Source organism: Rhodospirillales bacterium (assembly GCA_016710335.1).
Classification (GTDB): Bacteria; Pseudomonadota; Alphaproteobacteria; order Rhodospirillales; family Defluviicoccaceae; genus JADJXQ01.
This window is the reverse complement of sequence record JADJXQ010000013.1, coordinates 21,534-47,206: the sequence shown is the minus strand read 5'-3', so window position 1 is coordinate 47,206 and position 25,673 is coordinate 21,534. Positions and strand designations below refer to the sequence as shown.

The 25,673-nt window shown below is 65.0% G+C and carries 26 protein-coding genes and 3 tRNA genes; 20 read left to right on the top strand and 9 right to left on the bottom strand.

Going from position 1 to position 25,673, the window contains the following annotated elements:
• The 10 genes from IPM60_14720 to IPM60_14675 all read left to right on the top strand — a co-directional run.
• The coding region (locus IPM60_14720) for a hypothetical protein (GenBank protein ID MBK8909091.1) at window positions 1–165 on the top strand (165 nt) is incomplete at its 5' end.
• A 269-nt stretch (window positions 166–434) separates the two neighbouring features.
• Window positions 435–935, top strand: a complete 501-nt coding sequence (locus IPM60_14715) for a terminase small subunit (GenBank protein MBK8909090.1) — start codon at window positions 435–437, stop codon at window positions 933–935.
• Window positions 932–2,389, top strand: coding sequence for a terminase (locus tag IPM60_14710; protein MBK8909089.1), 1,458 nt, complete (start codon window positions 932–934; stop codon window positions 2,387–2,389). Before IPM60_14715 ends, IPM60_14710 begins: the two co-directional genes overlap by 4 nt.
• A 13-nt stretch (window positions 2,390–2,402) precedes the next feature.
• On the top strand, window positions 2,403–3,179 hold the full coding sequence (locus IPM60_14705) for a hypothetical protein (protein MBK8909088.1): 777 nt from the start codon (window positions 2,403–2,405) through the stop codon (window positions 3,177–3,179).
• Window positions 3,176–3,826 (top strand): hypothetical protein, encoded by a 651-nt coding sequence (locus IPM60_14700; GenBank protein MBK8909087.1) that lies wholly within the window; start codon window positions 3,176–3,178, stop codon window positions 3,824–3,826. Before IPM60_14705 ends, IPM60_14700 begins: the two co-directional genes overlap by 4 nt.
• The gene (locus IPM60_14695) at window positions 3,826–4,083 is read left to right on the top strand and encodes a hypothetical protein (GenBank protein ID MBK8909086.1); all 258 of its coding nucleotides are present in this window, start codon (window positions 3,826–3,828) and stop codon (window positions 4,081–4,083) included. Before IPM60_14700 ends, IPM60_14695 begins: the two co-directional genes overlap by 1 nt.
• On the top strand, window positions 4,083–4,415 hold the full coding sequence (locus IPM60_14690; protein ID MBK8909085.1) for a hypothetical protein: 333 nt from the start codon (window positions 4,083–4,085) through the stop codon (window positions 4,413–4,415). The genes IPM60_14695 and IPM60_14690 overlap by 1 nt, the downstream gene beginning before the upstream one ends.
• 1 nt (window position 4,416) lies before the next feature.
• A complete protein-coding gene (locus IPM60_14685; protein MBK8909084.1) occupies window positions 4,417–4,986 on the top strand; it encodes a hypothetical protein in 570 nt (189 codons plus the stop codon).
• Window positions 4,987–5,000: 14 nt separating this feature from the next.
• A complete protein-coding gene (locus IPM60_14680; protein MBK8909083.1) occupies window positions 5,001–5,186 on the top strand; it encodes a hypothetical protein in 186 nt (61 codons plus the stop codon).
• Complete coding sequence (locus IPM60_14675) at window positions 5,183–5,503, top strand: hypothetical protein (protein ID MBK8909082.1); 321 nt, start codon at window positions 5,183–5,185, stop codon at window positions 5,501–5,503. The genes IPM60_14680 and IPM60_14675 overlap by 4 nt, the downstream gene beginning before the upstream one ends.
• Before the next feature lie 509 nt (window positions 5,504–6,012).
• Here IPM60_14675 and IPM60_14670 read toward each other — a convergent pair.
• Window positions 6,013–6,089: transfer RNA gene (locus tag IPM60_14670), tRNA-Arg, on the bottom strand.
• Between the two features lie 39 nt (window positions 6,090–6,128).
• Entirely contained in the window at window positions 6,129–6,437 is a 309-nt protein-coding gene (locus tag IPM60_14665; protein MBK8909081.1) for an ETC complex I subunit, read from the bottom strand.
• A 241-nt stretch (window positions 6,438–6,678) separates the two neighbouring features.
• Between IPM60_14665 and IPM60_14660 the strand changes: the two genes are divergently transcribed.
• A complete protein-coding gene (locus IPM60_14660) occupies window positions 6,679–8,154 on the top strand; it encodes a cardiolipin synthase (GenBank protein ID MBK8909080.1) in 1,476 nt (491 codons plus the stop codon).
• Between the two features lie 22 nt (window positions 8,155–8,176).
• On the opposite strand, the gene IPM60_14655 is transcribed toward IPM60_14660, so the two are convergent.
• From IPM60_14655 to IPM60_14645, 3 genes are all read right to left on the bottom strand, one after another.
• Window positions 8,177–10,747 carry a response regulator gene (locus IPM60_14655; GenBank protein ID MBK8909079.1) on the bottom strand — a complete coding sequence of 857 codons (2,571 nt, stop codon included), beginning with the start codon at window positions 10,745–10,747 and terminating at the stop codon, window positions 8,177–8,179.
• A 151-nt stretch (window positions 10,748–10,898) separates the two neighbouring features.
• Window positions 10,899–10,973 (bottom strand) — tRNA-Asn (locus IPM60_14650).
• A 9-nt stretch (window positions 10,974–10,982) separates the two neighbouring features.
• Window positions 10,983–11,056 (bottom strand) — tRNA-Cys (locus IPM60_14645).
• Between the two features lie 199 nt (window positions 11,057–11,255).
• On the opposite strand from IPM60_14645, the gene IPM60_14640 reads away from it, so the two are divergent.
• The 9 genes from IPM60_14640 (at window position 11,256) to IPM60_14600 (ending at window position 22,174) form a co-directional block, all read left to right on the top strand.
• A complete protein-coding gene (locus IPM60_14640) occupies window positions 11,256–11,912 on the top strand; it encodes a protein-L-isoaspartate O-methyltransferase (GenBank protein MBK8909078.1) in 657 nt (218 codons plus the stop codon).
• Window positions 11,913–12,058: 146 nt separating this feature from the next.
• Complete coding sequence (locus IPM60_14635) at window positions 12,059–13,471, top strand: TolC family outer membrane protein (protein MBK8909077.1); 1,413 nt, start codon at window positions 12,059–12,061, stop codon at window positions 13,469–13,471.
• Between the two features lie 137 nt (window positions 13,472–13,608).
• Window positions 13,609–14,244: a DUF2497 domain-containing protein gene (locus IPM60_14630; GenBank protein MBK8909076.1), complete on the top strand. Its 636-nt coding sequence runs from the start codon at window positions 13,609–13,611 to the stop codon at window positions 14,242–14,244.
• A gap of 116 nt (window positions 14,245–14,360) precedes the next feature.
• Window positions 14,361–17,012 (top strand): valine--tRNA ligase, encoded by a 2,652-nt coding sequence (locus tag IPM60_14625; protein ID MBK8909075.1) that lies wholly within the window; start codon window positions 14,361–14,363, stop codon window positions 17,010–17,012.
• Between the two features lie 78 nt (window positions 17,013–17,090).
• Window positions 17,091–17,801, top strand: a complete 711-nt coding sequence (locus IPM60_14620) for a thermonuclease family protein (GenBank protein MBK8909074.1) — start codon at window positions 17,091–17,093, stop codon at window positions 17,799–17,801.
• A 255-nt stretch (window positions 17,802–18,056) separates the two neighbouring features.
• Window positions 18,057–18,803 carry an OmpA family protein gene (locus IPM60_14615; protein ID MBK8909073.1) on the top strand — a complete coding sequence of 249 codons (747 nt, stop codon included), beginning with the start codon at window positions 18,057–18,059 and terminating at the stop codon, window positions 18,801–18,803.
• 513 nt (window positions 18,804–19,316) lie between these two features.
• Window positions 19,317–19,655 (top strand): P-II family nitrogen regulator, encoded by a 339-nt coding sequence (locus IPM60_14610; protein MBK8909072.1) that lies wholly within the window; start codon window positions 19,317–19,319, stop codon window positions 19,653–19,655.
• Window positions 19,656–19,710: 55 nt separating this feature from the next.
• Entirely contained in the window at window positions 19,711–21,132 is a 1,422-nt protein-coding gene (gene glnA, locus IPM60_14605) for a type I glutamate--ammonia ligase (protein MBK8909071.1), read from the top strand.
• A gap of 136 nt (window positions 21,133–21,268) precedes the next feature.
• Window positions 21,269–22,174 carry a lipid kinase gene (locus tag IPM60_14600; protein MBK8909070.1) on the top strand — a complete coding sequence of 302 codons (906 nt, stop codon included), beginning with the start codon at window positions 21,269–21,271 and terminating at the stop codon, window positions 22,172–22,174.
• 77 nt (window positions 22,175–22,251) lie between these two features.
• On the opposite strand, the gene IPM60_14595 is transcribed toward IPM60_14600, so the two are convergent.
• From IPM60_14595 to IPM60_14580, 4 genes are read right to left on the bottom strand one after another with little or no spacing between them, the layout of a single operon-like run.
• Entirely contained in the window at window positions 22,252–23,025 is a 774-nt protein-coding gene (locus IPM60_14595) for a phosphoadenylyl-sulfate reductase (GenBank protein MBK8909069.1), read from the bottom strand.
• Window positions 23,022–23,525, bottom strand: coding sequence for a DUF934 domain-containing protein (locus tag IPM60_14590; GenBank protein MBK8909068.1), 504 nt, complete (start codon window positions 23,523–23,525; stop codon window positions 23,022–23,024). Before IPM60_14590 ends, IPM60_14595 begins: the two co-directional genes overlap by 4 nt.
• Window positions 23,512–25,167: a nitrite/sulfite reductase gene (locus IPM60_14585; GenBank protein ID MBK8909067.1), complete on the bottom strand. Its 1,656-nt coding sequence runs from the start codon at window positions 25,165–25,167 to the stop codon at window positions 23,512–23,514. The genes IPM60_14590 and IPM60_14585 overlap by 14 nt, the downstream gene beginning before the upstream one ends.
• Window positions 25,154–25,480, bottom strand: coding sequence for a DUF2849 domain-containing protein (locus IPM60_14580; GenBank protein ID MBK8909066.1), 327 nt, complete (start codon window positions 25,478–25,480; stop codon window positions 25,154–25,156). Before IPM60_14580 ends, IPM60_14585 begins: the two co-directional genes overlap by 14 nt.
• Between the last annotated feature and the right edge of the window lie 193 nt (window positions 25,481–25,673).

Genomic DNA, 25,673 nt, shown 5'->3' with positions numbered 1-25,673 from the left:
ACGCTCGGCGGCAAGTACGACATTGAGCTTCATCGGATCGACACGCCGACCAAGGTCCTTCTGTGGATCCACCACCTTTCCGGCAAGGTCTGGCCTACGACCGCGCACTTTCGGCGGATGATTACCCTGCTCGGGCATGGTCCCGACAGCAAGGGCGGTCTGTAGCGGTTGATGCGCCACGCATGGCGAACGAACAACCACGAAGGCATGAAGGAGCGCCGTCGATGACGGACAGCACCCGGCCCGTCTCGCTCACCGGCGGCCAGCAACCCCCAGGGCGTCGTTCTGCCGCAGCCGGTGTCGTGCGGTGGTCCGAAAGTAGGCAGCACGTGACTATCAATGACGTGCTCCGGTGCCACAAATGCTTGCTTTTGCGCCGTTCTTGTGGCATTGTTCCCGGCATGTTCGGCACTCGGGTAACACAGGGGTAGCAATTGGCCGCTGAAACCGCAATTCCCGCTCCGCGACCTCGCCCAACCGGCGGCAAGGGGCTGACGCGGTGGTCGAAAAAGAAGGAAGCCTTCGTCGGCGCCATCATGGAGGGGCTGAACGGCGCCGAGGCTGCGGTGCGCGCCGGCTATGCGCCGAAGTGCGCCAAAAACACGGCATATGCGTTACTGCACCGCGATCGTTGGGTAGTCGCCGAGATCGACAGGCGCAAGGAGGCGATGCGCCGGATGAACGCCGTGACGGTGGACAGCCTGATCGGCGACTTCGAGCGCCTTGAGGGCGAGGCGATCAGGCAAAATCAGATGATCGCGGCTGTCAAAGCGCGCGAGGCCATCGGCCGCATGTGCGGACTGCTCGACCAGCGAGGCGGCGTCAACATCAACGTCAGCGGCGACGTGGTCATGTCGCACGACGAGGCGCTGGCGCAGGCGCTCAACAAGTCCCGCGAGCAGATCGCGCGCATCAGGGAAATGACGCCGGCATGACCGCCGCTCTGCAGCAGCCTGATCCGCTCGTCGCTGCGATCGCGAAGTTCTACTTCGACCCGCTCGGCTTCGTCTACTTCGCCTTCCCGTGGGGCCAGGAAGGCACGCCGTTGGCCGAGGACGTCGCGCCCGACGATTGGCAAGCGGCGATCCTGACGACGCTGGGCGAGGCTCTGAGGGCCGCTGACGGCGCTTCAGAAGCCGAAGCCGTGCAGGTGGCGGTGTCGAGCGGCCATGGTGTCGGCAAGACCGCGCTCGTCGCCTGGATCATCCTCTGGTTCATGAGCACCCGCCCGCACCCGCAAGTTGTGGCGACCGCCAACACCGCCGTTCAGCTTACATCGAAGACATGGCGCGAGCTCGCCAAGTGGCATCGGCTGTCGCGGAACCGCGAGTGGTTCGAGTGGACGGCGACGCGCTTCTACCTCAAGAGCGCGCCCGAGACTTGGGTGGCGCACGCCATCCCCTGGAACAAAGATAACGCCGAAGCCTTCGCAGGCACCCACGACGCCCACGTGCTGATGGTCTTCGACGAAGCCTCCAACGTCGCAGACGAGATCTGGGAGGTGGCATCGGGCGCGATGACCACGGCCGGCGCCGTGTGGCTGGCGCTCGGCAACCCGACCCGCACCACCGGCCGGTTCCGCGAGTGCTTCCGGGCGTTCAAGCATCGGTGGATCACCCGCACCGTCGACAGCCGCACCGCCAGAAAAGCCAATCAGCGCCAGATCGAGCAATGGATCGAGGATTACGGCGAGGATTCTGACTTTGTGCGTGTGCGCGTCCGCGGCGTCTTCCCCCGCGCCGGATCGAGCCAGTTCATCCCGGAGGATCTTGTCTACGAGGCCCGCCGCCGCGAGCCGGTGCAGCAGGACTGCGAACCTAAATTCATCGGCGTGGACGTGGCGCGCTACGGCAACGCCCAGTCCGTCATCCTGGTTCGGCAGGGCCGCAACATCGTCAAGATCCAGCGCTTCCGCGGGCTGGATACGCAGCAGCTTGCCGCGCACGTTGGCGAGGCGATCCGCGAACATTCGCCGCAGACTGTCTTCGTCGATGGCGTTGGCGTTGGCGGCGGCGTGGTCGACCGCCTGCGCGCCCTTGGTTTTCGCGTGGTGGACGTGAACGCCGGTGGTCAGGCCCGCCGGCAGGATCGCTTCCGCAACAAGCGCAGCGAAATGTGGTCGGATATGCGCGACTGGATCCGCACCGGCGGCTGCTTGCCGGCCGATGATCGCGAGCTTGCCGAGGATCTGGGCGCCCCGGCATACGGTTTCGACGCGCAAAACCGCGTGTTCCTCGAAAAGAAGCCGGACCTTGCCGCCCGCGGCGTGCCGTCGCCCGACACCGCCGATGCGCTGGCGCTTACGTTCGCCGAACCGGTAGCCCGTGATTACTCCGCCATCGAGATCCCGACGTGGGACGACGTGCTCTTTGATGCCCACAACTTCTGAGAGAGGGACCCCCATGCTTACTGACCTTACCGCCGCCGAACCGGCACCACCACCGCCGCCGATCACCGGCGACGCGGCGCTGGCTGCGATCCACGAACGCCTGCCGCAGCGGGCCAGGTTCGCGTATGCCGCGCTCCACCGCACCGTGGCCGACCGGCTCGTGTCAGATAACTCGACCGTGCCGGAATGGGCCGCAACCTACCTCGAAGCTGTCCGCGAGGTAGGGACCGAGATCAACGCTCACGCGGTGCCGTTCTTCCTGCCGCACGTCATGGCGCAGGTGGCCGGCAACATCCGCGGCGCGCATCAAGGCTTTGCCTTCCGCGCTCCGTCCGCGCTGTCGCGCATCGCCTGGTGCGACGAGTTGGCGCGCAGCATCGCCGAGCTTGAGGCGCTCGACCCCGCGGCGGCGCTGGTCGTCAACCTGTGGCGCGCCGACCATGTCCTCGCCGCCAGCGTTCATGCCGCGTTGTGGAGCCGGTTCGACCCTGCCGGCAACGAGATCCCGCGCCCTCCTGCGGCCGTGAGCGCCGAGGCCGTGGCCGCCATCGTGGCCGAAGCGGCGCCGACCCTCGACCCCGAGCGGCGCGCCGCCGTGGCAAAGGTCGTGGCCTATGAACTCGATCGCCGCGCTGTCTACGGCAAGACCCCGATCAAGGGCGTTGCCCGCGAGATTGCCGAGGCCGTGCTTGCCGGCTGGTCGATATCGGACGAACCGGCAGACGACGAACCGACGACCGAACCTGAACCCGCGCCTCAACCGCGCAAGACCCGGAGCACGAAACGATGAACACCACCGAACTGACCATCGGCGAGCGGATTGCCGACCTGAGCCGGCAGCTTGCCGAGATTGAGGCCGAGCGCAAGGAAGCCGAGGCGCTCCGCGACGCCACCGCCGCCGATATGGGGCTCGACGTGGACGGTGCCGCTGAGCACTACGAAGAACTCCGCAAGCGGCTGGATCAGCTTTCGGGCCGCACCTACGGCTTGCGCCTGGCGTTGAAGCGCCTGGAAGCCGAGCGTCGCGTGCAGGAACTGGCCGAGCGTCAGGCGCGGATCGAGGGCAAGAACACGGCGATCGCCGGGCTCGTCGCCGAGTATAACGACAAGATCGGCGATGTGTGGGCGACGGTCGCGGAACTGGCCGACGACGTGCAGGCCATCCGCGGCATCTGGCAACAGGTGCAGGGGCTGCGGCGCTCCGAGGGCGAGAACGCAACGCCGCGGGATCTGCTCGGCGGGTATGACCGCTATTACCGCCATCCCGTGTTGCAGGCGCTCCGGGTTCATCTCTGGGGCTTGGCCGTCACCGACGAGGTGCTTGGCCGTCCAGGCTCCGACAGGACGAAGGAGGCGCACGAACTGCGGCCTGCCGAAGCCAGCAAGCTGCGCATCCCGATGCCGACCGGCGACAATGAACCGCTGGAGGCCGCGTGATGCTCAGGTACAAGGATAGCGCGAGGACCGCGGCGGATGCCGATGCCGAGTTGCGGCGGGCATGGGGTGCCGACTACGAGGCCAAGATGAAGGTGGCCTCCAGCGCGATCAAGCGGCGCCCACGTGCGGCCGAGCGCTTCCTTGAGGACGGCTCGCTGGTCGCGGTCCCTGATCGACCGGGCGTTTATGAAGTGCGCAGCGTCCGGGCGGCGGAGGCTCTTTACAGGGCGGGCTCGAACCTGCCCGAGCGCGACTGATGGCGCTTCTGAGCGGGTTCAACGCCGTGCTTCCGTCGAAGGCGCCGCGCGGCGTGTCCGATATGCCTTCGACGTTGCCGGCGGTTCTCACCGGCGCACAGCGTCCGCCTGCGATCAACAAGCCGCTGATGCCGTCTCCGGTTGTCCCGCCCGCGGTTGCGGTACGGGTAACGTCTGTTGCGCCACGGGCTCCGATGCCGATGCCGTCGCCGGTCATGGACCTGATCCGCCCGAAGGTGGAGGAGGCGAAGCCTGCCGAGCAAGGCCGCCCCGGCGTCATGTCCGGCCTTGGCCAGTATGGCGCGATTTACAGCCGACGGTATGGAGGCTGATGTGTACGACCTGGTGATTACCACCGCGCCGCTGGTCGATGCGCCGGGGATCGAGCTAGTCCGCCCGCGCGATCTGCCGGCTTCGTCGTCCCGCGGACGAGGTGACTGGCCGTGTCGCCTCGGTCTTGCGGCCATGGAGGCACAGGCACCCGACGCGACGTTCGCGGTGCTGCACGATGGCGAGGTTCGCGGCTATACGGGTCTGCTGCCGGGTGCTGCAGGCTTCGCCTACGGCTCGTTGTACGTGCCCGATGGCCTGCGCCGGCAGGGTGTCGGAGCGGCGGTGACGGCCGCGTTGTTCGGCATCGCCGACGAACTCGGGCTGGAAGCCCTGGGCGGCAATCCGACGACCGAGGAGCAGTACCTGTTCACCAAGGCCATGGGCATGACCGAGAGCGGCGTCGAGTTGCCGGATCGCGGGCCGATCATGCTTCGCCGCCGTCGTTCATCGCTGAGCGATGCGCAGGTTGCCGAGGGCTGCTTCTACCGGATCGTCCAGCAAGTGCGGTATCTGGAGCGGCTGAAGAGCCTTATTCCTGCCGGAGGGATGGCGTGTCTCGAACGTGCATGACCTGCCGACAGCCGATGGCGGGCAGGAACGGCCGCTACTGCTCCGACGGCTGCGAGACGCGCTTTCATGACGCGGTGCTGCGGTGGATAAACCGCGAGAACCTGCGACCGATGGCCGGCATGAGCATCGACGACGCGGCGCTTGCCGTCGAGGATGTATGGTCGAACGTGCACGATGCGGTGACGGGGACGGGAGCATGAGCGCCCGCGAGCGCAACAAGGGCGCGGCGTTCGAGCGCGAGGTATGCCGGCTGTTGTCGGAGCACTTCGGCGAGCCGGTGTGCAGGTGTCTCGATCAATCCCGCGACGGCGGCGCCGATATCCATGTCCGCGGATGGTCTATCGAGGCGAAGCGCCGAGCGCGGGTTGCCGGCCTCTATGACTGGCTGGCTCAGGCCGGGGATGGTGCGGCTGACTTCGAGACGCCGGTCGTGGTTCTCCGCGCGGACCGGAAGCCGGCGCTGGTGGTGATGGCGCTGGACGACTGGCTTGATGCGATGGGTGGCACGCACCGATGAGCGTCGATGCGGTTCGCGCCGTCGCGGGTCGCGGAACGATGACGCCAGACGGCTACCGGCCCGAGAATGCCGACTGGGTTGACGAACTCACCATCACCGAGAATGGCGTCCGTCGCGGGAAAAACCCTCTGTCTGAGCTATCCGCGGCGCTGTTATCAATGTCGGGGCATCCGCGTGCGTCCGCCGCCGCCGTTGTGTCCAGAATGAACTCCTGCTGCGACCGTTCCGACGATCCGCGTGGGGTGTCGCTGAAGATGCTTCGAGATCGGTATTGCGTGCCGTGCGCCGATGGCCCGCGGGCTATCCGGCGATGTCCGGTCATCGACTGCCCATGCTGGGCGTACCGTATGGGTCGCAACCCGCACAACCCGAGACGCGGCGTGAACCCGTTCGATGATCCTTGAAGCTCTGCGTCCTCACGCTCTGCGCCTTGTTACCCCGATTGCTACCCTGAAGCGCTTTCGCTTCGCCGCCGCCGCCTTTGTCTGCCTCTAAGTTCCTGATTTTATTGGCGCGCCCGGCAGGACTCGAACCTGCAACCCCGAGATTAGAAGTCTCGTGCTCTGTCCGGTTGAGCTACGGGCGCACCTGATGCGGCGGTCGTGTGCAGCGGTGGGACGGCTGGTCACTCAACGCGGTCATAGGCGAAGTTGTCGGCGTAGCTCTTGGGGCGAATGCGCCGACGGTGCGGCTCGCGGATTTCGTAAGCAAGGCCGCGTCGTTCCGCAAAGGCGATGGCGGCGTCGCGGCTGCCGAACTCGAGCCGAACCTGGTTTCGCGTGTCCGCCGAGCCGATCCAGCCCATCAGGGGCTCCACGAAAATCGATCCGTCCCGCTCGAATTCCAGCACCCAGTGGTCCGTTTTGGCGCGGCCCGACTGCATCGCCGTCTTGCTTGGCCGATAGATGTACGCGCGTCTCATTCCTGGCCTCATTGGTGCCTGACCTCGAGAGTACGCCGGCGCATGACCTCATCGGCGACCGGCAGCGTCCACATTAATGGAATGTGCGGTGGATGGAAATCAATTGCTCGGACAGGTTTTCATCTAAATCAATACAGTAGAGGACGGCTCTCAACAGCGCCGAACGAGCGCCGGCGGACATCGGGGGAACCTTGCCACGCATCCCGAAAACGCGCTTCTATCGTCGGACGTGCACGATGCAAGCGGGCCTGCCGTGGATCCAGCCACCAAGCTGTTAAGCACCTTGTCGCTGTTGGGCTTGGCGGTCCTCGTCATCAGCACCAGCGGAATCGCCGCAGCTCACGCCATCCTGCACAAGACGGACGTTCGGGCCGCCATCGGCTGGGTCGGGCTGGCGTGTCTGGTCCCCCTCGTGGGGCCGCTCCTCTACGGCATCCTCGGCATCAATCGCATCCGCAGACGCGCCATCGAACTGCGGCCGCAGCGCGCCCACCCGTTGCCGCGCGGCGGCGGGCCGCCGCGGAGCGAAGGCCAACCCATCGTGCGTCCGGTTGCGGACGTTGTCGCCGGAGCCGGACAGCATCTTGCTCCGGTGATCTCCCTGGTCGACGCCGTTTCGCCGTCATCGTTGACCGAGGGCAACGCGATCACTCCATTGTGGGACGGAGAGACGGCCTATGCCGAGATGGTGGCCGCCATCAACGGCGCCCGGCGCAGCCTCGCGCTCGCGTCCTACATATTCGACAACGACCGCGGCGGGCGAATGTTCTGTGACGCTCTTGCCGCGGCGGTCGGCCGCGGCGTCCAGGTGCGGGTGCTCATCGACGGCGTCGGCGCGCGCTATTCCTATCCGCCGATCACGCCGACTCTGCGGCGGCTCGGCATCCCGGTGCGGGAGTTCCTGCCGTCGTTCCTTCCACTGCAGCTCCCCTATGCCAACCTCCGCAACCACCGCAAGATCCTCGTCGTCGACGGGCGCATCGGGTTTACCGGCGGAATGAACATTCGGTCGCTCTACCTGAGAAGCCAGGGAGGCGGTCACCAGATAAACGACGTCCACTTTCGGCTCGAAGGCCCGGTTGTCCGACAACTCGCCGAAGTCTTCGCAGACGACTGGGCTTTCACCACCAACGAAGTCCTCGCCGGCACCGACTGGTTTCCAATCCTGTCGCCCGCCGGCAATGGGGCGGCGCGGGCGATTGCGTCCGGACCCGACGAGGATGTCGAACGCATCCGCTGGACCATCATGGCGGCGCTGTCCCACGCCCGCCGGCAGGTGAGCATCGTCACCCCATATTTCCTGCCGGACAGCATGCTGATGACATCGCTGGTAATGGCGGCCATGCGCGGCGTCGCGGTAGAGATATTTCTTCCGCAGAAGAACAACCTGCGGCTCGTTCAGTGGGCGTCCAAGGCGAAGCTCGGCCTCTTGCTCGCCCAAGGCTGCCGCGTTTGGGAGACGCCGCCTCCGTTCGACCACTGTAAGATCATGACCGTGGACGGCATCTGGTGTCTGATCGGCTCCGCCAACTGGGACGAGCGTAGCCTTCGCCTGAACTTCGAGCTCAACGTCGAATGCTATGATCCGCATCTGGCGCCCAGCCTCGACGCCTTGATCGAAGCGAAACGGAGCGCAGGGCGGGAAGTCACCCACAAGGCCGTCGAGACGCGAAGCCTGCCCGTCAAGCTCCGCGACGGGGCGGCGTGGCTGCTCTCGCCGTACCTGTGAGCGGCCGCGCCGGCACTGCCGTTCAGGGACCGGAGGTGGTCGAGGCGGGATTGCCGGGGGGGTCGGTTCCGCCCCGCTTGCTGTCGGCGAGCCCAAGCGGCTGTCGTGCCAACTCTTCCGCGAACCGCTCCAACTCGCGTTCGATTACGTGCACGTAGTCTGCGCCATGGCGTTGCAAGTCGCTGCGGCTGAGGTCTTTTTGGATTTCGCAGGCATGGCGCAGAGCCTGCGCCCCGACATTGCCGGAGGTGCCGCGCAAGGCGTGAATGCCCTCCCGGAAAGCCGTCAAATCGGCTGCCGAAGCGGCGCTGGCAATCTCGTCGATCAACACCCGGGCGTCCCGCAGGTACTCCTGTAAGGTGTCGACCACGAAGGCATCGTCGCCGCCGATGGACTTGAGGTTGGCCAGTCTCGAAGTGTCGATGGGCGAGACATGCTCGCCGCGAAAACGGGGATGCCTGGCGATGGGAGTTACCGCCACTGACGCCGGTTCGGGTTCCGTCTCCGGCCGCCGGCACGTTGTCTCCACCGCCGCGAGCAGGTGCCGGGCTTCCACCGGCTTCGTCATGAAGACGTCGGCGCCGGCCTCTTCACACGCTTGGGCAGTCTCGGGCGTCGCGTCAGCGCTGAGCACGATGATCGGCAGATGCTCGCCGCCACCGGCCTCGCCCATACGACGCAGCTTGATGACGTCGATGCCGCTCATTCCCGGCATGTTTACGTCCACGATCATCATGTCGAAGACGCCGTCGTCCTGATCGAGACGATCGAGCGCTTCTTCGCCACTGGCCACGACGTCGACCTGATGTCCGCCATGTTGAAGGATGCGCGCGGTGATCTTGCGGTTGATCGGGTTGTCTTCGGCGACAAGGATCCGCAAGTCCCGGCATGCTCCTCGTGGCTCGCTGCCGCTCTCGTCTTCGCTCGTACGGTGCGTTCCCGCAGAACCGCGAATGTGCGCTGCGCGAACCGCTTTAAACAGGACAGTACCGTCGAAAGGCGCCTGCACCGTGACGAGATAGTCCGGATCGGGCGGGGGAGGCGGTCCTTCGTCCACGACGCGAACGATCGGCTGCTCCTGCCGGCCGCCGCTCGATGATCGGGACGGCGCCGCGAGAAACGGTGCGTCATCGCCGCGGCAGTCGACGACCATCACCATCGCATCATCGTCCTCCTGCAGGGCCGGAGGCGGCACAGTCAGACCGCTGCTGGTCACTTCGATACCCGCCTCGATCAAACCGTCGCGCAGCGCGGCTGAAGCCTGAGCGTTGTGGGAGATCAACTCGACGCGGAGTCGACCGGTCATGGATCTGAGGTCGCGAGACTGGTCCACGAAAAATGGCAGCTCGACCGAAAAGGTGCTGCCATGTCCCGGCTCGCTGCGAACGGCGATGGTGCCGTTCAAAAGCTCGGTGAGGTTCTTGGCAATGGCGAGCCCGAGCCCGGCGCCGTCCGGCCGCCCGCTATCAGTATCGAGCCCTTGCACGAACGGAGCGAATACAAGCTTTCGCTCATCCTCCGACAAGCCGACCCCCGTATCGGTGACGTCGAACCGAACAACGATGTCCTGCCTGCTCGGCGCCGCTGCCGGATGCACGCCGACCAGCACGTCGCCGTGTTCGGTGAACTTGACGGCATTGGCGGTCAGGTTCGCGAGAATTTGGCGTAGATGCCGCACGTCGCCCAGTAGCAACGGAGGCAGTTGGGGCGAGATGTCGGCGCCGAGCCGCAGCCCCTTCCGGTGCGCCAGAGGGCGAAGCATGGTCAGGAGGTCGGCGATTTCCTGATGCAGGTCGAACGCTTCGGTTCGGACGATGGCGCGGCCGGCTTCGATCCGGGATAGATCGAGGATGTCGTCGATGAGCGACAGCAGCGCTCCGCCCGAAGTCTTGATCGTATTGACCATGTCGCGCTGATCGCGATCCAGCGGCGTGACGCTGATCAGGTCGCTGATGCCGATGATGGCGTTGAGCGGCGTCCGCAAGTCGTGGCTGACCGTCGCAAGAAAGCGGCTCTTGGCCTTGTTGGCGCTTTCCGCATGGGCTCTCGCGACGGTCAGCGACTTGATCAGGGTCGCGGCGTACGCCGGCAGAACGACCAGCGACGCGAGCAGGCCGATGGCGAGCGGCATCTGTTCCTGCCAATAGGCCGTGGTCAGGATGACAAGCGAGAAGCCGATGACCGCCGTCGCCACGGCCTTCGCCAAGTCGCGCAGTCCGAAGCGGAACCCATAGCCGAGGGCGACCCAAAGATAGACGGGGAAGAACGGCGCCGCCACCTCGCCGCCAAGGTGCAGGAGGCAGGACAGGACGGCGAAGTCGGTCACCATCGCGCTCAGCCGGCGTGCCGGCGACGGCGCGGGTGCATAGAGGATGGCGAACAGATAAAGGCAGGAGAACGCCGCATAGGCGGTCCCCACATAGACCAGCACGCCGAAATTCGATGATGATGCGTGGCCCGTGGCGTGCCACACGACGTATGCCGTCAGAATGCTGACGATCGCCACTCGGACGATCGCCTGCTCGTGCTCGCTGTCCGGCCGCTGTCGCAGGCGCGCCCAGGCGGTGCGGGCCATTTGCAGCGGCGACGTCATCAGTCCGCGCTTTCAGGTGCTATGCCGGCCTCCGCGTAATGCAGCCGGCGTTGCGCGCCTGATCGTCGAGTTCCCGAAAAGCGACGCCTTGCGATGCGTCCACAAGAAGCAAAAGGGGCCAAGCCGGAGCGGCTCGGCCCCTTGGCATCGTTGGCTCCGGAGGAGGGATTCGAACCCCCGACCCAGCGGTTAACAGCCGCTTGCTCTACCACTGAGCTACTCCGGATCAGACGTCTGGAGGCGCGGACCGGACTCGAACCGGTGTTCACGGCTTTGCAGGCCGCTGCGTAGCCACTCCGCCACCGCGCCGGCGAAGAGCCGAACCCAAGGCCCCGGCGCATCACTGACACGGCGCAAACCTAATGCGCGGCCGAGGAAGGGTCAATGCTGCTGTAACATATCGGGAATTTTCGGGCCGGTTGAAGTGGGAGGATTGTTTTCGAAGCAGCGCGCCGCTATAAACCGACGTTCCTCTGCCATGCATCTTGCCCAGCCACGACGGTCGAACATGAACTACGCCGCAGCCCGCCGGACGATGGTCGAAAATCAACTGCGGACCAATCAGATCATCGATCCGCTGGTCATCGAAGCGATGCGAACGTTGCCGCGAGAGGCCTTCGTCCCGGACGCTCTCAAAGACGTCGCCTATGTGGATGAGGACATCCCGCTGGGGGGCGGCCGCTATATGTTGGAGCCGCTGATCCTCGCGCGCCTGGTTCAGGAGGCGGCGATCGGCCGCGACGACGTGGTCCTCGATATCGGCTGCAACAGCGGCTATGGCACCGCCGTCATGGCAACCATGGCCAACACGGTGGTGGCGCTGGAGAGTGATGAGGCGCTTGCGGCAAGGGCATCCCGAGCACTCGAGCTGTTGAGCGTCGACAATGCAGCGGTCGTGCAGTTGCCGCTGACAGAGGGTTATGCGCGAGGCGGCCCCTACGATGTCATCGTCATCGAGGGAGCGCTTGCCGAACTGCCGCCGGCGATCGCCGATCAATTGGCTGAGGGCGGCCGCCTGGTTTCCGTCATGTCGGTGCCGCAGGGGATGGGGTTTGCAACCCTGTTCACGCGGACACACGGAGCATTGGCGAGGCGCCCGCTGTTCGAAGCGTCCGCGCCTGTGTTGCCCGGATTCGAACCTCGGGAGAAATTCGTCTTTCTTTGAACGCATTGGTGGTGTACGCACGCTGCAGACGGGAACTTGGTCAGCGTGCGCTGACGAGGGCGGCGCATGCGTGTTCATGCACAGAGTTAGTGCAGGCGCAACATGCGCAGGCGTAAATTGTCAGACTGTACCCACGAGGTGGAAACATGAAGGGTTTGCCAGCGGTCGGTGTTGTGGGCCTTGTCCTCGGATCGGTGTTGTTTACGGCCACCGCGAGCGGCCAGACGCTGGAAGAGGCATTGGCCTCCGCCTACCTCAATAACCCAGAACTTCAAGCGCAGCGCGCCCAGTTGCGGCAGGTGGACGAACAGGTGCCGCAAGCGCTGTCGGGTTGGCGGCCTTCTGCCGAGGCGTTCGGGGAGCTCGGTGTTCGGCGCCGTACGTTCAGAGGCGATGTCGGAGGGTCGGACTCGCAGAACCTTACGCCCCGCGAGATTGGCGGTCGCATCGTGCAGCCGTTGTTTCGGGGCGGGCGCACCATCGCTGCGACGCGAGCCGCGGAAAACGCCGTAATGGCGGCGCGGGCGCGGCTGCTCGACGCCCAGCAACGGGTCCTGCTCGCTGCCGTCTCGGCGTACGTCAACGTGCTGGCGGCGCAGGCGGTTGTTGAGTTCGAGGTCCAGAACGAGCAGAGGCTGCAGCGGTTCTTCCAGGCAACCGGCGATCGTTTCGACGTCGGCGAGGTGACGCGGACCGATGTGTTCCAATCGGAAGCGCGCCTCGCTCGCTCGACGGCGGACCGGCTGCAGCGGGAAGGCGAGTTGCAGGTGGCGCGCGCAGAGTTCTTGCGGATCATCGGCATGCCGCCGGGCGCGCTGCAGCTTCCGACCGTTCCGCCTCAAATTCCGGACAGCCTGACAGAGGCGGTGGAGTTGGCGTCAGCCAACAACCCGGAGCTTCTGGCGGCGGAGTACGACGAGCGACGGGCGCGTGACCGGGTCGATCAAGTGCGCGGCGAACTTCTGCCTGAACTCAACCTGACCGGCGAAGCGTCCACCGGCGTCGATGCAGCCGGAGACAACATCGAAGCAGACGACCTCCGCGCGGCAGTCAATCTTACGGTGCCGCTCTACCAGTCCGGCGCGGTGTATTCGCGGCTACGGGAAGCGAAGCAGATCGTTGCCGAGGCCAGGGACACCGTCAACGCTCAGCGACGTCTCGCCATCCGCGACGCGACCCAGGCGTGGAACGAGTTCGAGGCGGCGCAGGCTCAGGACAAGGCCTTTGGCACCGAGGTGCGCGCTAACGAAATCGCGGTGGAAGGGGTCGAGCGCGAGCAGGCGGTGGGAACGCGAACCGTCCTTGATGTGCTTGATACGCAGCAGGACCTGATCGACTCGCAGCGAAGCCTGGTGTTGGCGAAACGCGATGTGATCCGCTTCGCCTACGAACTGATGTCCGCCACCGGCACGTTGACGGCCGGCGAGTTGCAGCTTCCGGTCCAACAGTACGAGCCCGGCAATCACTATCAGCAGGTTCGCGGAAAGTGGTTCGGCGGCGACAGCATCGGCGACATGAACGATCCTGCTTTCGTGCCGGCCGTGCCGACGCGCCGATAACCGCGGTGGCGAGCTTCAGCGGCGGTGTTGCGCCGGGCGGCAAACCGCGAAGTATCGTCTTTGGAGTCGTAAAGAATTGGATTTGGCCGGCTCGTGGAGTAGGGTAGTCGTCTAATACCCCTTTTGATGCAGGGCCGATGGTTGACGACAAGAAAAGCCAGGCGGATACTCAAGAGCCGTCGATGGAAGACATCCTCGCTTCCATCCGGAGGATTCTTTCGGAGGAAGATGAGGACAAGGCCGACGCCGGCCGCGGGGCGGCTCCCGCTGATGATGTCGATCCCAATCATGCCACACCGGAGCGTGACATGCCGCAACTCCGGCCCGAGGAGACGGCTGCATCGGACGGGGCCCAGAAACAGTTGGCGGCCGATCCTGAAGCAGCGGCCAGAGACGGTGACGCCGATGTCGCGTTCGATTCGCCCGAATCTCCGGTTGGCGCGATCGATTCCCATTTCGATCTCGATGGGAGAAGCGAACTCCAACGCGATGACGTGCTCGATCTGACTCCGGAGATGCGAGCCAACTCAATGATCTCCCCGGAATCGGCGCTCGCGTCCACCGATGTGCTGGCGCAGTTGGCCAAGGCCATCCTCAGTCGGCGCGACGTCGCGGTCGGGGGGTCCGACGTCACCATCGAGAGTATGGTCCGCGAGATGCTGCGTCCGATGCTGAAGGAGTGGCTGGATCGCAACTTGCCCTACCTCGTCGAGCGTTTGGTCAAGCGGGAAATCGACCTGATGGTCAACCGGGCCGAACGCCTCGAAGATTGACGAGCCCGTCGTCCGCCCGCTAACAGAGGCGTGCTGGCCAGGCGTCGCCGAACGCCCGGCGCCCGAACTGAGCCCCTTCCGATCCCGGATGATGGCGTTTCAAAAGCAGGCGAAAGATGCTCAGCACGACATATTCCCCGGCGGAGATCGAACGGCGATGGTACGCCGCGTGGGAGCAGGCCAACGCGTTCGCCTGCGGCGCCAAGCCCGGAGGCTCGTCTTACACCATCGTCATTCCGCCGCCGAACGTCACCGGCAGTCTGCATATGGGCCACGCCCTCAACAACACCCTGCAGGACGTGCTTATCCGCTTCGCGCGCATGCGCGGCAAGGACGCGTTGTGGCAGCCGGGCATGGATCATGCCGGCATCGCAACGCAGATGGTGGTTGAACGGCAGCTTGAGAAAGAAGGCCTCAGCCGCCACAGCCTCGGCCGCGAGCGCTTCATCGAGCGCATCTGGACGTGGAAGGAGGAATCCGGCGGGACGATCGGCCAACAACTACGCCGTCTCGGCGCCTCGTGCGACTGGTCCCGCGAACGCTTCACCATGGACGAGGGTCTGTCGGTGGCGGTGCGCAAGGTGTTCGTGGAGCTGTACAAGCAAGGCCTGATGTACCGCGACAAGCGGCTGGTCAACTGGGATCCGCTGTTGCAGACGGCGATTGCCGACCTCGAGGTCGAGCAGCGGGAGGTGCATGGCCACCAGTGGTACTTCCGCTACCCCGTCGAAGGCGAACCGGGCCGTTTTGTGACGGTGGCGACGACGCGACCGGAGACGATGCTGGGCGACACCGCGGTCGCCGTGCATCCCGACGACGAGCGCTACGCCGATCTCGTCGGCCGCCGCTGCCTGCTGCCGATCGTCGACCGCCCGATTCCGGTGGTCGCCGACGCCCATGCCGACCCGGAGAAGGGCACCGGCGCCGTCAAGATCACCCCGGCGCATGATTTCAACGACTTCGAGGTCGGGCGCCGCCACGGTCTCGAGATGATCAACGTGCTCGACGCCGGCGCCTGCATGAACGAGGTCGTGCCTGAGCGCTTCCGCGGCCTCGACCGATACGAGGCGCGAGACGCCATCGTGCGGGAGATGGAGAGCCTCGGCCTCCTGGAGCGCATCGAGGATCACCTGATCATGATGCCTTACGGCGACCGATCCGGCGTCGCCGTCGAGCCGTGGCTCACCGATCAGTGGTTCGTCGACGCCAAGACCCTGGCTGGCCCGGCCATCGCGGCGGTGGAGGAGGGACGCACCCGCTTCGTGCCGGAACAATGGGCCAAGACCTACTTCGAGTGGATGCGCAACATCCAGCCGTGGTGCGTGTCGCGCCAGATCTGGTGGGGGCACCAGATCCCGGCGTGGTATGGCCCTGATGGCACGGTGTTCGTCGAGGAGAGCGAGGACGCCGCCGCGGCCGCGGCCCGCGCCCACTATGGCGAGGACGTGGCCCTCGATCGCGACACCGACGTGCTGGACACGTGGTTCTCGTCGGCCCTCTGGCCGTTCTCGACCTTGGGCTGGCCGGAACGGACGCCGGAGCTTGAACGGTATCCGACTGACGTTCTGGTCACCGGCTTCGACATTATTTTCTTCTGGATCGCCCGCATGATGATGATGGGGCTGCACTTCATGGACGAGGTGCCGTTCCACACCGTCTACATCCACGCTCTGGTGCGGGACGAGAAGGGCCAGAAGATGTCCAAGTCCAAGGGGAACGTCATCGACCCGCTACGGCTGATCGACGACTTCGGGGCTGACGCGCTGCGCATGACGCTGACAGCGTTCGCTGCGCAGGGGCGGGACGTCAAGATGTCGGAGCAACGGGTTGCGGGCTACCGCAACTTCGGCACCAAGCTGTGGAACGCCGCCCGGTTCTGCGAGATGTACGAGTGCCACTACGTTGCAGGGTTCGATCCCTTCGACGGCGACGAAATCGTCAACCGCTGGATCGCGGGCAAGATGGCCGAGGCGAGCGAGCGGGTGGCGGCCGGCATCGAAGCGTATCGCTTCAACGAAGCCACCGGCGCTCTCTATCAGTTCGTGTGGGGCACATTCTGCGATTGGTACCTGGAGTTCGCCAAGCCGATCCTGCTCGGAAGCGACGCGATGCGTCAGGCGGAAACCCGAGCTACCGCGGCATGGGTGCTCGATAGGATCCTGCACGTGTTGCATCCGTTCATGCCGTTCCTCAGTGAGGAACTGTTCCAGAAGTCCGCAGACCGCGGGGGCGAACTCCTGATCCGCCGGCCGTGGCCGCGCTTCGATCCCGCCCGGATCGATGCCGACGCGGCAGCGGAAATGGATTGGGTCGTGCGGTTGATATCGCTGGTGCGCTCCGTACGTGCGGAAATGAATGTGCCACCGGCGGCCGCGATCCCCATGCTGTTGCAGGGAGCGGGCGAGGCGGCGCGCGACCGGCTTCTGCGTCACCGGCAGTTGATCCTAAGTCTGGCGCGGCTTTCGTCGGCGGACATTCTCAGTGGAGACCTCCCGCGGGGCTCGGTGCAGGCCGTGCTGGATGAGGCCACGGTGATGCTGCCCATCGCCGACGTCATTGACGTCGCGGCCGAGAAGGCGCGGCTGCAGCGGGAGATGGCGAAGCTGGACGGGGAGATCGACCGGTTCGACCGCAAGCTCGCCAACGACAAGTTTCTCGCCAAGGCGCCGCAAGATGTGGTCGAGACCGAACGGGAGCGACGGGACGAGGCAATGCAGGTGCGCGCGCGTTTGAATGACGCGGCGGAACGTCTGGCGACATTCACCTAAATCCCGCCCGCGCCGGCGATTACATTTTGTAGGTATACCCCGTGTGGGGTATAGACCGCTCCAGAAGGGAGCGACGCCATGTCCTATGCAGCGGAAAGCCTCTTCACGCGGCTGCGGTCGTCGCTAAGGCTGGCGTGGGCCGCGGCCGTCATCGTCGCGGCTCTCATCCTGATGATCACGAATGCAGAGGCCGACATCGTCGGACCGGCAAAAGTGATCGACGGCGATACTCTCGAGATGGCCGGGGAAAAGATCCGTTTGCACGGCGTCGACGCCCCCGAGAGCGACCAGTACTGCAGTGTCGCAGAATTCGAGTATCCCTGCGGGGTGATGGCGACGGCGTGGCTTGTCGAAGCGACCCTGGGGCGCGAGCTTGCGTGCAAGGTGGTTACGCGCGATCGCTGGGGCAGGATGGTGGCGATGTGCACCGTCGACGGACAAAGCCTCAACGAAATGATCGTGACTGCCGGCTGGGCGGTGGCGTTCCGGAAGTACTCGCGGCAGTTCGAAACGCAGGAAGCCGCCGCACGGCGCGATCGCCGTGGAATGTGGCAGGGCCCATTCGTTTTTCCGGTGGCTTGGCGCCGCGGAGATCGGGAGGCGCGGCTTTACGCCTTCGACGACCCTTGCCCCGTCAAAGGCAACGTGACCGGCAGCGGCGAGCGCATCTACCACATCGAGGGCGGCGCCAGCTACGAACGGCTGCAGATCAACCCGGGGCAGGGCGACCGGTGCTTTGAAACGGTGTCGGAAGCGGCCGACGCGGGTTTCCGGCCCGCGGGGCGATAACGGCGACAATTCCCCGCGTCCGGGGCACCGCTTGGCGGTTGCACGTCATCCTTACCAGTGGACACGATCAAATGGAAATCGTATAGAATTCGATCCACAAGCGGTTGTCGTGACACTTTTTATGATCTTATACTTGATTCAGTGAACACGAGGAGGAGCATGAGTATGAACCAGCTGAGCAGAATTGCCGTCGCTGGATTGGCGGTCGTAAGCGTCGCTGGGTGTGCGGGGCTGCAATACGGGAAGGCACAGAAGATGACGCCGCAGGGGTCCGCCTTCGCAACCGCGCTGTCCGCAGACTATCTGGCGTTGTCGAAAGCTGAGTACGGAGAAGGCGACTACCGCGATTCCGACACCTTCGCGGTGCGGTCGATGGCCGCCGGCAACAACAACCCCCCGGCGCCGGAAGAAACCAGCGCCCGCAACTTGCCGAGCGAGAAGGTTGGTGAGCTGTCGGCAGCTCGCAACCGCCTTGTCACGGCCCTCGACGCCAGCGCCAGGACCAAGATTCCGGACGAGGCAGCTCGAGCGCAAGCCATGTATGAGTGCTGGATGCAGGAGCAGGAAGAGAACTGGCCCTTCCAGCAAGACCACATTGCCGCTTGTCGGGACGGCTTCAAGGATGCGATGGCCAAGATCGAGGCGGCAATGGCGGGCGTGCCCGCTGCGCCCGGCAGCTATCTGGTGTTCTTTGATTGGGACAAGGCCAACGTCACTTCCGAGGCCATGGACATCCTCAAGACTGTGACGGACACCGCCAAGTCCGGTTCGTACAAAACCATCATGGCGACTGGCCATACCGACACCTCTGGTCCGGCTGACTATAACATGGGCCTGTCCGAGCGTCGGGCCAAAGCGGTTCGGGCGGCTCTCGCAAAGATGGGCATTGACCAGAACCAGATCGACACTGCTGCCAAGGGTGAGACCGAGCCGCTGGTGAAGACCGGCGACGGCGTTCGCGAGCCCCAGAACCGGCGTGTCGAGATCGCCATCGAGCAGTAAATAGAGAGATCGCCATCGAGCGATAAAGAAGAGATCGCCGTAGAGCGATGACAATAAGATCGGTATCAAGCGGTGACGCACAACCGCCGTATCAGCCTTAATGGAAACGCCGCCTTCGGGCGGCGTTTTTCCATGGCGGTGACTGCCCGCTGATCAGAGACATCATGTCCGACGCCCGGATCAAACGTCACGGGCCCGTCGCCCCGTCCGGCGGCGCTCTTGCATCATTGACCGAAGGACACCGCCGTGCCACGTAGTGGAACGGCGGACGCTGCGGGGATCCCACCAACCCCATTGCACACTGCATTGTCAAATGCCTATTCGACAGGCAGCTTCGCAACACACCGTCGGTGCCGCCACCTACCGTACGCCTCTTTCAGGGGCCGTCGCCCGGGTTTGCCGCACTTTGGCACGGGGCGTGCTTGAAGCGGGGCAAGGCAAGGCGGCACGAGGTGGAGTGCCTGCCTTCTGTCAAACGAGTCACACGATCATCGACGAGAAAGGGGCCAGAGGATGAAAAAGGTTGAGGCGATCATCAAGCCCTTCAAGCTGGACGAGGTCAAAGAGGCCCTTCACGAACTCGGCTTGCAAGGCATCACCGTGGTCGAAGCCAAGGGCTTCGGGCGCCAGAAGGGGCACACGGAGCTCTATCGCGGGGCCGAGTACGTTGTCGATTTCCTGCCGAAGGTGAAGATCGAGCTGGTGATTGACGACGGCATGGTCGAGCGGGTTATCGAGGCGATCACCGGCGCCGCCAAGACGGGCCGCATCGGCGACGGGAAAATCTTTGTCTCCACCGTCGAAGAGGCTATACGAGTGCGCACTGGCGAGCGCGGCCTTGAGGCCATCTAGCGCGCCGCAGCTCATTGTTAACTCCAGGGCATCCAAAGACAAGAGGAACGGGTTTATGGCCTTAGACTGCAAGTCGCCCGAAGACGTATTTCGGGTTATCAAGGAGCAGGAGATCAAGTACGTCGATCTGCGCTTCACCGACCCCAAGGGCAAGTGGCAGCACCTGACCATGACGTCGTCATTCGTCGACGACGATGCATTCCAGGACGGCATCATGTTCGACGGATCGTCAATCGCCGGCTGGAAGGCGATCAACGAGTCGGACATGGCGCTGATCCCGGACGCCACCAGCGCGGTTATGGACCCGTTCGCGGCCCAGCCAATGCTGATCCTGTTCTGCGACGTGCTGGAGCCGTCGACGGGGCAGCCGTACGAACGCGACCCCCGCTCGCTCGCCAAGAAGGCCCAAACGTACCTCTCTTCGACTGGCGTCGGCGACACTGCTTATTTCGGACCGGAGGCAGAGTTCTTCGTGTTCGACGACGTCCGCTTCGCCGTCGAGATGCACAACTGCTTCTATGAATTCTCGTCGAACGAAGGCCCCTACGTCACCGGCCGCTTGCTTGCCGAGGGCAACGCCGGCCATCGGCCGCCCGTCAAGGGCGGCTATTTCCCGGTGCCGCCGGTCGACTCGGCCCACGATCTCCGCGCCGAGATGGTGTCGGTGATGCAGGAGATGGGCCTTGTGATGGACAAGCACCACCACGAGGTGGCGCCGAGCCAGCACGAGCTTGGCCTGACCTACCAGGAGCTGGTCAAGGCCGCCGACCAGGTGCAGATCTACAAGTACTGCGTCCATATGGTGGCGCAGACCTACGGCAAGACGGCGACCTTTATGCCGAAGCCGGTGGCCGGCGACAACGGCTCGGGCATGCACACGCATCAGTCGATCTGGAAGGACGGCAAGCCGACCTTTGCCGGCTCTGGCTACGCCGACCTGTCGGAAACGGCGCTCTACTACATCGGCGGCATCATCAAGCACGCCAAGTCCATCAACGCCTTCACCAACCCCTCGACCAACAGCTACAAGCGGCTGATCCCGGGCTTCGAGGCGCCGGTGCTGCTGGCATATTCCGCCCGCAACCGTTCGGCCTCGTGCCGCATCCCCTTCGCCACCAGCCCCAAGGCCAAGCGCGTCGAGGTGCGTTTCCCGGACCCGACCGCCAATCCCTACCTCGGCTTCGCCGCGATGCTGATGGCGGGTCTGGACGGCATCCAGAACAAGATCCATCCGGGCGATCCGATGGACAAGAACCTCTACGACCTGCCGCCGGAGGAACTGGAAGGCGTGCCGACCGTGTGCGGGTCCCTGCGGGAAGCCCTCGATGCCCTCAGTGCCGACCGCGACTTCCTCAAGAAGGGCGATGTGTTCTCCGATGACCTCATCGACGGCTACATCCAGCTCAAGTGGGAAGAGGTCTACAACTTCGAGCACACCCCGCACCCGGTCGAGTGGCAGATGTACTACTCTTCCTGACGACCCGGCTTTTGTCGTCGATAGGGCTCCGCCGCCGCGCGGGGCCCTTTCTGCGCCCACGTTGTGGAAGAGGCTTCGGAGACGACGCTCCGCAGCAATTCGTTGTCAGCGGCACGCGGTTCGACGACATTAAGTCATGGAAACCGTACATCGCCCCGCCGGCAACGGGCATCGTCAGGCGCTGGTGGTCATTAACCGCAAAGGCACGCGCGGTACCGGCACGTTCGAATTTGGCCTGAAGATCCTCGAGGACGCCGACATCGAGGTCTCCGCGAACTTCGTCCGCGACCCGACCCGCATTCCGGACATCATCCGCCGCCACGGCGCCGACTACGACATGGTGGTGATCGGCGGCGGCGACGGAACCCTCTCTCACGCCATCGAAGCCGTTCTCGCTTGCGACCGGCCGCTCGGCATCATTCCCATGGGCAACGCCAACGACCTGGCGCGGACGCTGGCCATTCCGGTCAACGTCCGTCAGGCGTGCACCATCATCGCTGCCGGCAAGACGCGGCGCATAGACCTCGGATGGGTCAACGGCAAGCACTTCTTCAACGTCGCCAGCATGGGCATCAGCGTCTCGATTGCCGCTCGCCTGTCCGGGGAGGCCAAGCGCCGATGGGGCGTGCTCGGCTACCTCGGCCACGCGTGGGAGGCACTACAGAAATCGACCCGGTTCACAGCGGAGATCGAGTGCGACGGCGAGCACCACACGTTTCGCTCGATCCAGATCGCCGTCGGTAACGGCGTCCACTACGGCGGCGGCCTGACCATCGTCGACGATGCCCGCATCGACGACGGCTGCCTCGATCTCTACTCCTTGTCGCCGAACTCGATCTGGCGGCTGATGACGCTGTTCCCGGTCATAAAGTGGGGCAAGCACCGCATGGTCGACGCGATCAAGCTTCTCCGCGGCTCCCACATCCGCATCGAGACCGACCGGCCGATGCGCATTAACGTGGACGGGGAAGTGGTTTCCGAAACTCCCGCCGACTTCCGGGTCGTGCCGGCCGCGATGACGGTGTTCGCCCCGCCGGGGTAAAGATGACGCGCCGACCTGCTTCGCCGAGCTCATTGGAACCGTGGAGGGAAGGAGGGGTTCCCCGCTCCCGCCCGGATTCAAATCCCGCTGTCGAAGGGTTTCCAGCGGCCGAGGGGGAGGTGGATGCCGCATTCCGTCTTGTCGCGGCCGCGCCAGCGGCCGGCGCGCACGTCTTCCCCGGGTTGGACCCGGTCGGTGCAAGGCATGCAGCCAATCGACAGGAAACCGTCGGCGACCAGCGGATGAAGGGGGAGGTCGTGCGCCGTGAAATAGCGCTTCACGTCGTTCGCAGTCCAGCGGGCCAGCGGGTTGATCTTGATGCGGCCGCCGTCGTCGGTTTCAACCAGCGGCAGGCCAGCGCGGGCGCCGCCGTGAAAGCTTTTGCGACCGGTGATGCGGGCGTCGAAACCGGCAAGAGCCCGCTGCAGCGGCTCCACCTTGCGGATGTAGCAGCACATGTCCGGGTTGCCGTACCACAGCACGCCGTCGCCATCGAGGTCGGAGACGCGGCCGGGATCGGGCGTTACGCTGCGGACGCCGGTGAGGCCGAGGCGCGCAATCAGAGCATTCCGATAGCGACGGGTTTCGCCGAACAGCTTGCCGGTATCGAGAAAGATCACCGGCGTTGCCGGTTCGACCGCGGCGACCATGTGCAGGAGGACCGCCGACTCCGCGCCGAACGACGAGACCAGGGCGATGCGGCCGGGAAACTCGTCGCGCACCATGGCGGAGACGAGCGCAGCGGTATCAACGCTTTCATAGCGTCGGGCGAGGGACTCGACGCGCTGCGCCAACTGGAGCGGCGCCTCGTCCTCTCCCCAGGCCCGTGCGGCGGCGGTGCCGCAGGTCATTCCGCGGCCTCGCGCAGGTGGCGGCGGCGCACCGCGGGAACGCGGTGGTCGGCGGCCGGTTGATACCATACCGACATCTCCTCGATCGCCGCCCGCCAGGCGGCCACGTCCGCGTCCTTGGCGACATCGTAGGCGTCGAAGCCGCACCGCTGCAGGAACAGGAACTGATCGCGCAACACGTTGCCGACGGCGCGAAGCTCGCCCTGGAATCGGTGCCTTTGGCGCAGGAGCCGCGCCGTGGTGTAGCCGCGGCCGTCGCGGTAGGTTGGGAAGGTGATGGCGACCAGCGCCAAATGCGGAAGGTCTGCGGCGATCTCGGGTGCCGTTTCGTGGCTGGCCAGCCGTACGCCGAGCGGCTCGCCCCGGCCGATCAGCGCGTCCCGGTCACTTCGCCAGCGGGCCAGCGACACCAGCACCGGTCCAGCGGCCGGCAGCGGCCCGTCGTCGGCGACCGGGATCCACGGATCGTCGACGACCCGGCTGTGTTTAATGAGAGGCATAGAGCGTGTCCTTGAAGGGCTGCAGGCCGACGCGGCGGTAGGTGTCGAGAAATCGCTCGCCGGCGGCGCGATGGGCGACGTAGGTCTCGACCAGGGTCTCGACGGCGTCCACCACATCGTGCGCGCTGAACGCCGGTCCGACGAGGTCGCCGAGGGCAGCGGTCTCGGTGGCGTCGCCGCCGAGGGTGATCTGGTAGTATTCCTCGCCCTTCTTGTCGACGCCGAGAATGCCGATGTGGCCGACGTGGTGGTGGCCGCAGGCGTTGATGCAGCCGGAGATCTTGAGCTTGAGTTCGCCGATGTCGTGGATGCGGGCGAGATTGGCAAACCGCTCCGTGATCCGCTGTGCGACCGGGATCGAGCGGGCGTTGGCGAGGGCGCAGTAGTCGAGGCCGGGGCAGGCGATGATGTCGGTGACGAGGCCGACGTTGGCCGTGGCAAGGCCGAGCGGCCGAAGCGCCTGCCACAGCGCATGGAGGTCCGCCTGGCGGACATGGGGCAGGATCAGGTTCTGCTCGTGGGAGACACGGATTTCGCCGAAGCTGTAGCGATCGGCGAGGTCGGCAACGGCGTCCATCTGCTCGGCGGTAGCGTCCCCCGGCACGCCGCCGACCGGCTTGAGGGACAGGGTAACGATGGAGTAGCCGGACTGGCGGTGCGGGAACAGGTTGGCGCGCGCCCAAATGTCGAACGCCGGATCCTCGAACTTGCGCACTTCGAAGCCGCGATCCACGGACGGCAGATCGGCGAACGGCGGCGGCCGGAAGTACGCTTCGATGCGCTCCATCTCGCCCGTCGGCAAATCGACGCCCTCCCAGCGGAGCTGCGACCACTCCTCTTCCACCAAGTCTGAAAACCGTTCCGCACCAATCTCGTGGACGAGAATCTTGATGCGGGCTTTGAACATGTTGTCGCGCCGACCGAACTGATTGTAGACCCTGAGGATGGCCTCCAGGTAGGACAGCAGGTAGGGCTTGGGAAGGAAGCTGCGGATGGTCTTGGCGATCATCGGGGTGCGCCCCTGGCCGCCGCCAACCATCACCTCGAAGCCGACTTCGCCCTCGTCGTCGCGGACGATGCGAAGCCCGATGTCGTGCACGGCGATTGCGGCGCGGTCGGCGGGGGCGCCGGTGACCGCGATCTTGAACTTGCGCGGCAGGAACGAGAATTCCGGGTGCAGGCTCGACCACTGGCGGATGATCTCGGACCAGATGCGCGGGTCCTCGATCTCGTCGGCGGCGGCGCCGGCGAAATGGTCGGCGGTGACGTTGCGGATGCAGTTGCCGCTGGTCTGGATGGCGTGCATCTCGACCTCGGCCAGTTCGGCGAGCAGGTCGGGGATGTCTTTCAGCGCGGGCCAGTTGTATTGGATGTTCTGGCGCGTGGTGAAGTGGCCGTAGCCGCGGTCATAGCGTCGCGCCACCTCGGCCAGCCGTCGCATCTGCCGCGATGACAAGGTGCCGTAGGGGATGGCGACGCGCAGCATGTAGGCGTGCAGCTGCAGGTAGACGCCGTTCATCAGCCGGAGCGGCTTAAACTCGTCTTCCGTTAGGGCGCCGTCGAGGCGGCGGGCGACCTGGTCGCGGAACTGGGCGACACGCTCGGCGACCAGCGTCTGGTCGAATTCGTCATATCGATACACGGTGGCCTCCAGGTGCGGCATCTTTCGCCTGCGCTGAAGAAGCGGGCTGGACGGACGGGCCGCCGGCGCGAATGCGCTCGCGATAGCGGATCGGGCGCACCAAGCCGTTCTCCGTGACCACCGGAATGAGGTATGGCTCGACGACGATCTGCTGCGCCGCGGCCGCGTCGGCCGTCGCCATAATCTGAGCGGCGGTGTCCGGGTCGGCGGCAACCTGGCTGTCGCCGATACGAGACGACCAGTCGCCACTTCCCGCCAGATACACAACCCGTCCGTCAGCCAGCCGGTTTGCCGTCACGACCTGTTCCTTCATCGCCACCAGACCTTCATGTGCACAAAGCGCTACCCTGACCGTCTAATATTGTACACTTTTTATGCGTTGTCAAACCTAAAAATGCATGTTGTCCATGTTGTTTTATTAAAATAACATATATAAAGTGTGCAATCCGCGTCGTGGCCTGTCGTGGATAAGCAGATTTTTTCTTGCTTGACTTCTTAACTATTCG

Bases quoted from the DNA above. Each gene is read 5' to 3' on its own strand.
- IPM60_14695 (MBK8909086.1), top strand. From the start codon at position 3,826: ATGCTCAGGTACAAGGATAGCGCGAGGACCGCGGCGGATGCCGATGCC.
- glnA (MBK8909071.1), top strand. From the start codon at position 19,711: ATGGCCTTAGACTGCAAGTCGCCCGAAGACGTATTTCGGGTTATCAAG.
- IPM60_14590 (MBK8909068.1), bottom strand. From the start codon at position 23,525: ATGCCTCTCATTAAACACAGCCGGGTCGTCGACGATCCGTGGATCCCG.
- IPM60_14635 (MBK8909077.1), top strand. From the start codon at position 12,059: ATGAAGGGTTTGCCAGCGGTCGGTGTTGTGGGCCTTGTCCTCGGATCG.
- IPM60_14700 (MBK8909087.1), top strand. From the start codon at position 3,176: ATGAACACCACCGAACTGACCATCGGCGAGCGGATTGCCGACCTGAGC.
- IPM60_14710 (MBK8909089.1), top strand. From the start codon at position 932: ATGACCGCCGCTCTGCAGCAGCCTGATCCGCTCGTCGCTGCGATCGCG.
- IPM60_14580 (MBK8909066.1), bottom strand. From the start codon at position 25,480: ATGAAGGAACAGGTCGTGACGGCAAACCGGCTGGCTGACGGACGGGTT.
- IPM60_14625 (MBK8909075.1), top strand. From the start codon at position 14,361: ATGCTCAGCACGACATATTCCCCGGCGGAGATCGAACGGCGATGGTAC.
- IPM60_14640 (MBK8909078.1), top strand. From the start codon at position 11,256: ATGAACTACGCCGCAGCCCGCCGGACGATGGTCGAAAATCAACTGCGG.
- IPM60_14615 (MBK8909073.1), top strand. From the start codon at position 18,057: ATGACGCCGCAGGGGTCCGCCTTCGCAACCGCGCTGTCCGCAGACTAT.
- IPM60_14690 (MBK8909085.1), top strand. From the start codon at position 4,083: ATGGCGCTTCTGAGCGGGTTCAACGCCGTGCTTCCGTCGAAGGCGCCG.
- IPM60_14705 (MBK8909088.1), top strand. From the start codon at position 2,403: ATGCTTACTGACCTTACCGCCGCCGAACCGGCACCACCACCGCCGCCG.
- IPM60_14655 (MBK8909079.1), bottom strand. From the start codon at position 10,747: ATGACGTCGCCGCTGCAAATGGCCCGCACCGCCTGGGCGCGCCTGCGA.
- IPM60_14600 (MBK8909070.1), top strand. From the start codon at position 21,269: ATGGAAACCGTACATCGCCCCGCCGGCAACGGGCATCGTCAGGCGCTG.
- IPM60_14630 (MBK8909076.1), top strand. From the start codon at position 13,609: ATGGTTGACGACAAGAAAAGCCAGGCGGATACTCAAGAGCCGTCGATG.
- IPM60_14675 (MBK8909082.1), top strand. From the start codon at position 5,183: ATGAGCGCCCGCGAGCGCAACAAGGGCGCGGCGTTCGAGCGCGAGGTA.
- IPM60_14680 (MBK8909083.1), top strand. From the start codon at position 5,001: ATGGCGGGCAGGAACGGCCGCTACTGCTCCGACGGCTGCGAGACGCGC.
- IPM60_14595 (MBK8909069.1), bottom strand. From the start codon at position 23,025: ATGACCTGCGGCACCGCCGCCGCACGGGCCTGGGGAGAGGACGAGGCG.
- IPM60_14620 (MBK8909074.1), top strand. From the start codon at position 17,091: ATGTCCTATGCAGCGGAAAGCCTCTTCACGCGGCTGCGGTCGTCGCTA.
- IPM60_14665 (MBK8909081.1), bottom strand. From the start codon at position 6,437: ATGAGGCCAGGAATGAGACGCGCGTACATCTATCGGCCAAGCAAGACG.
- IPM60_14610 (MBK8909072.1), top strand. From the start codon at position 19,317: ATGAAAAAGGTTGAGGCGATCATCAAGCCCTTCAAGCTGGACGAGGTC.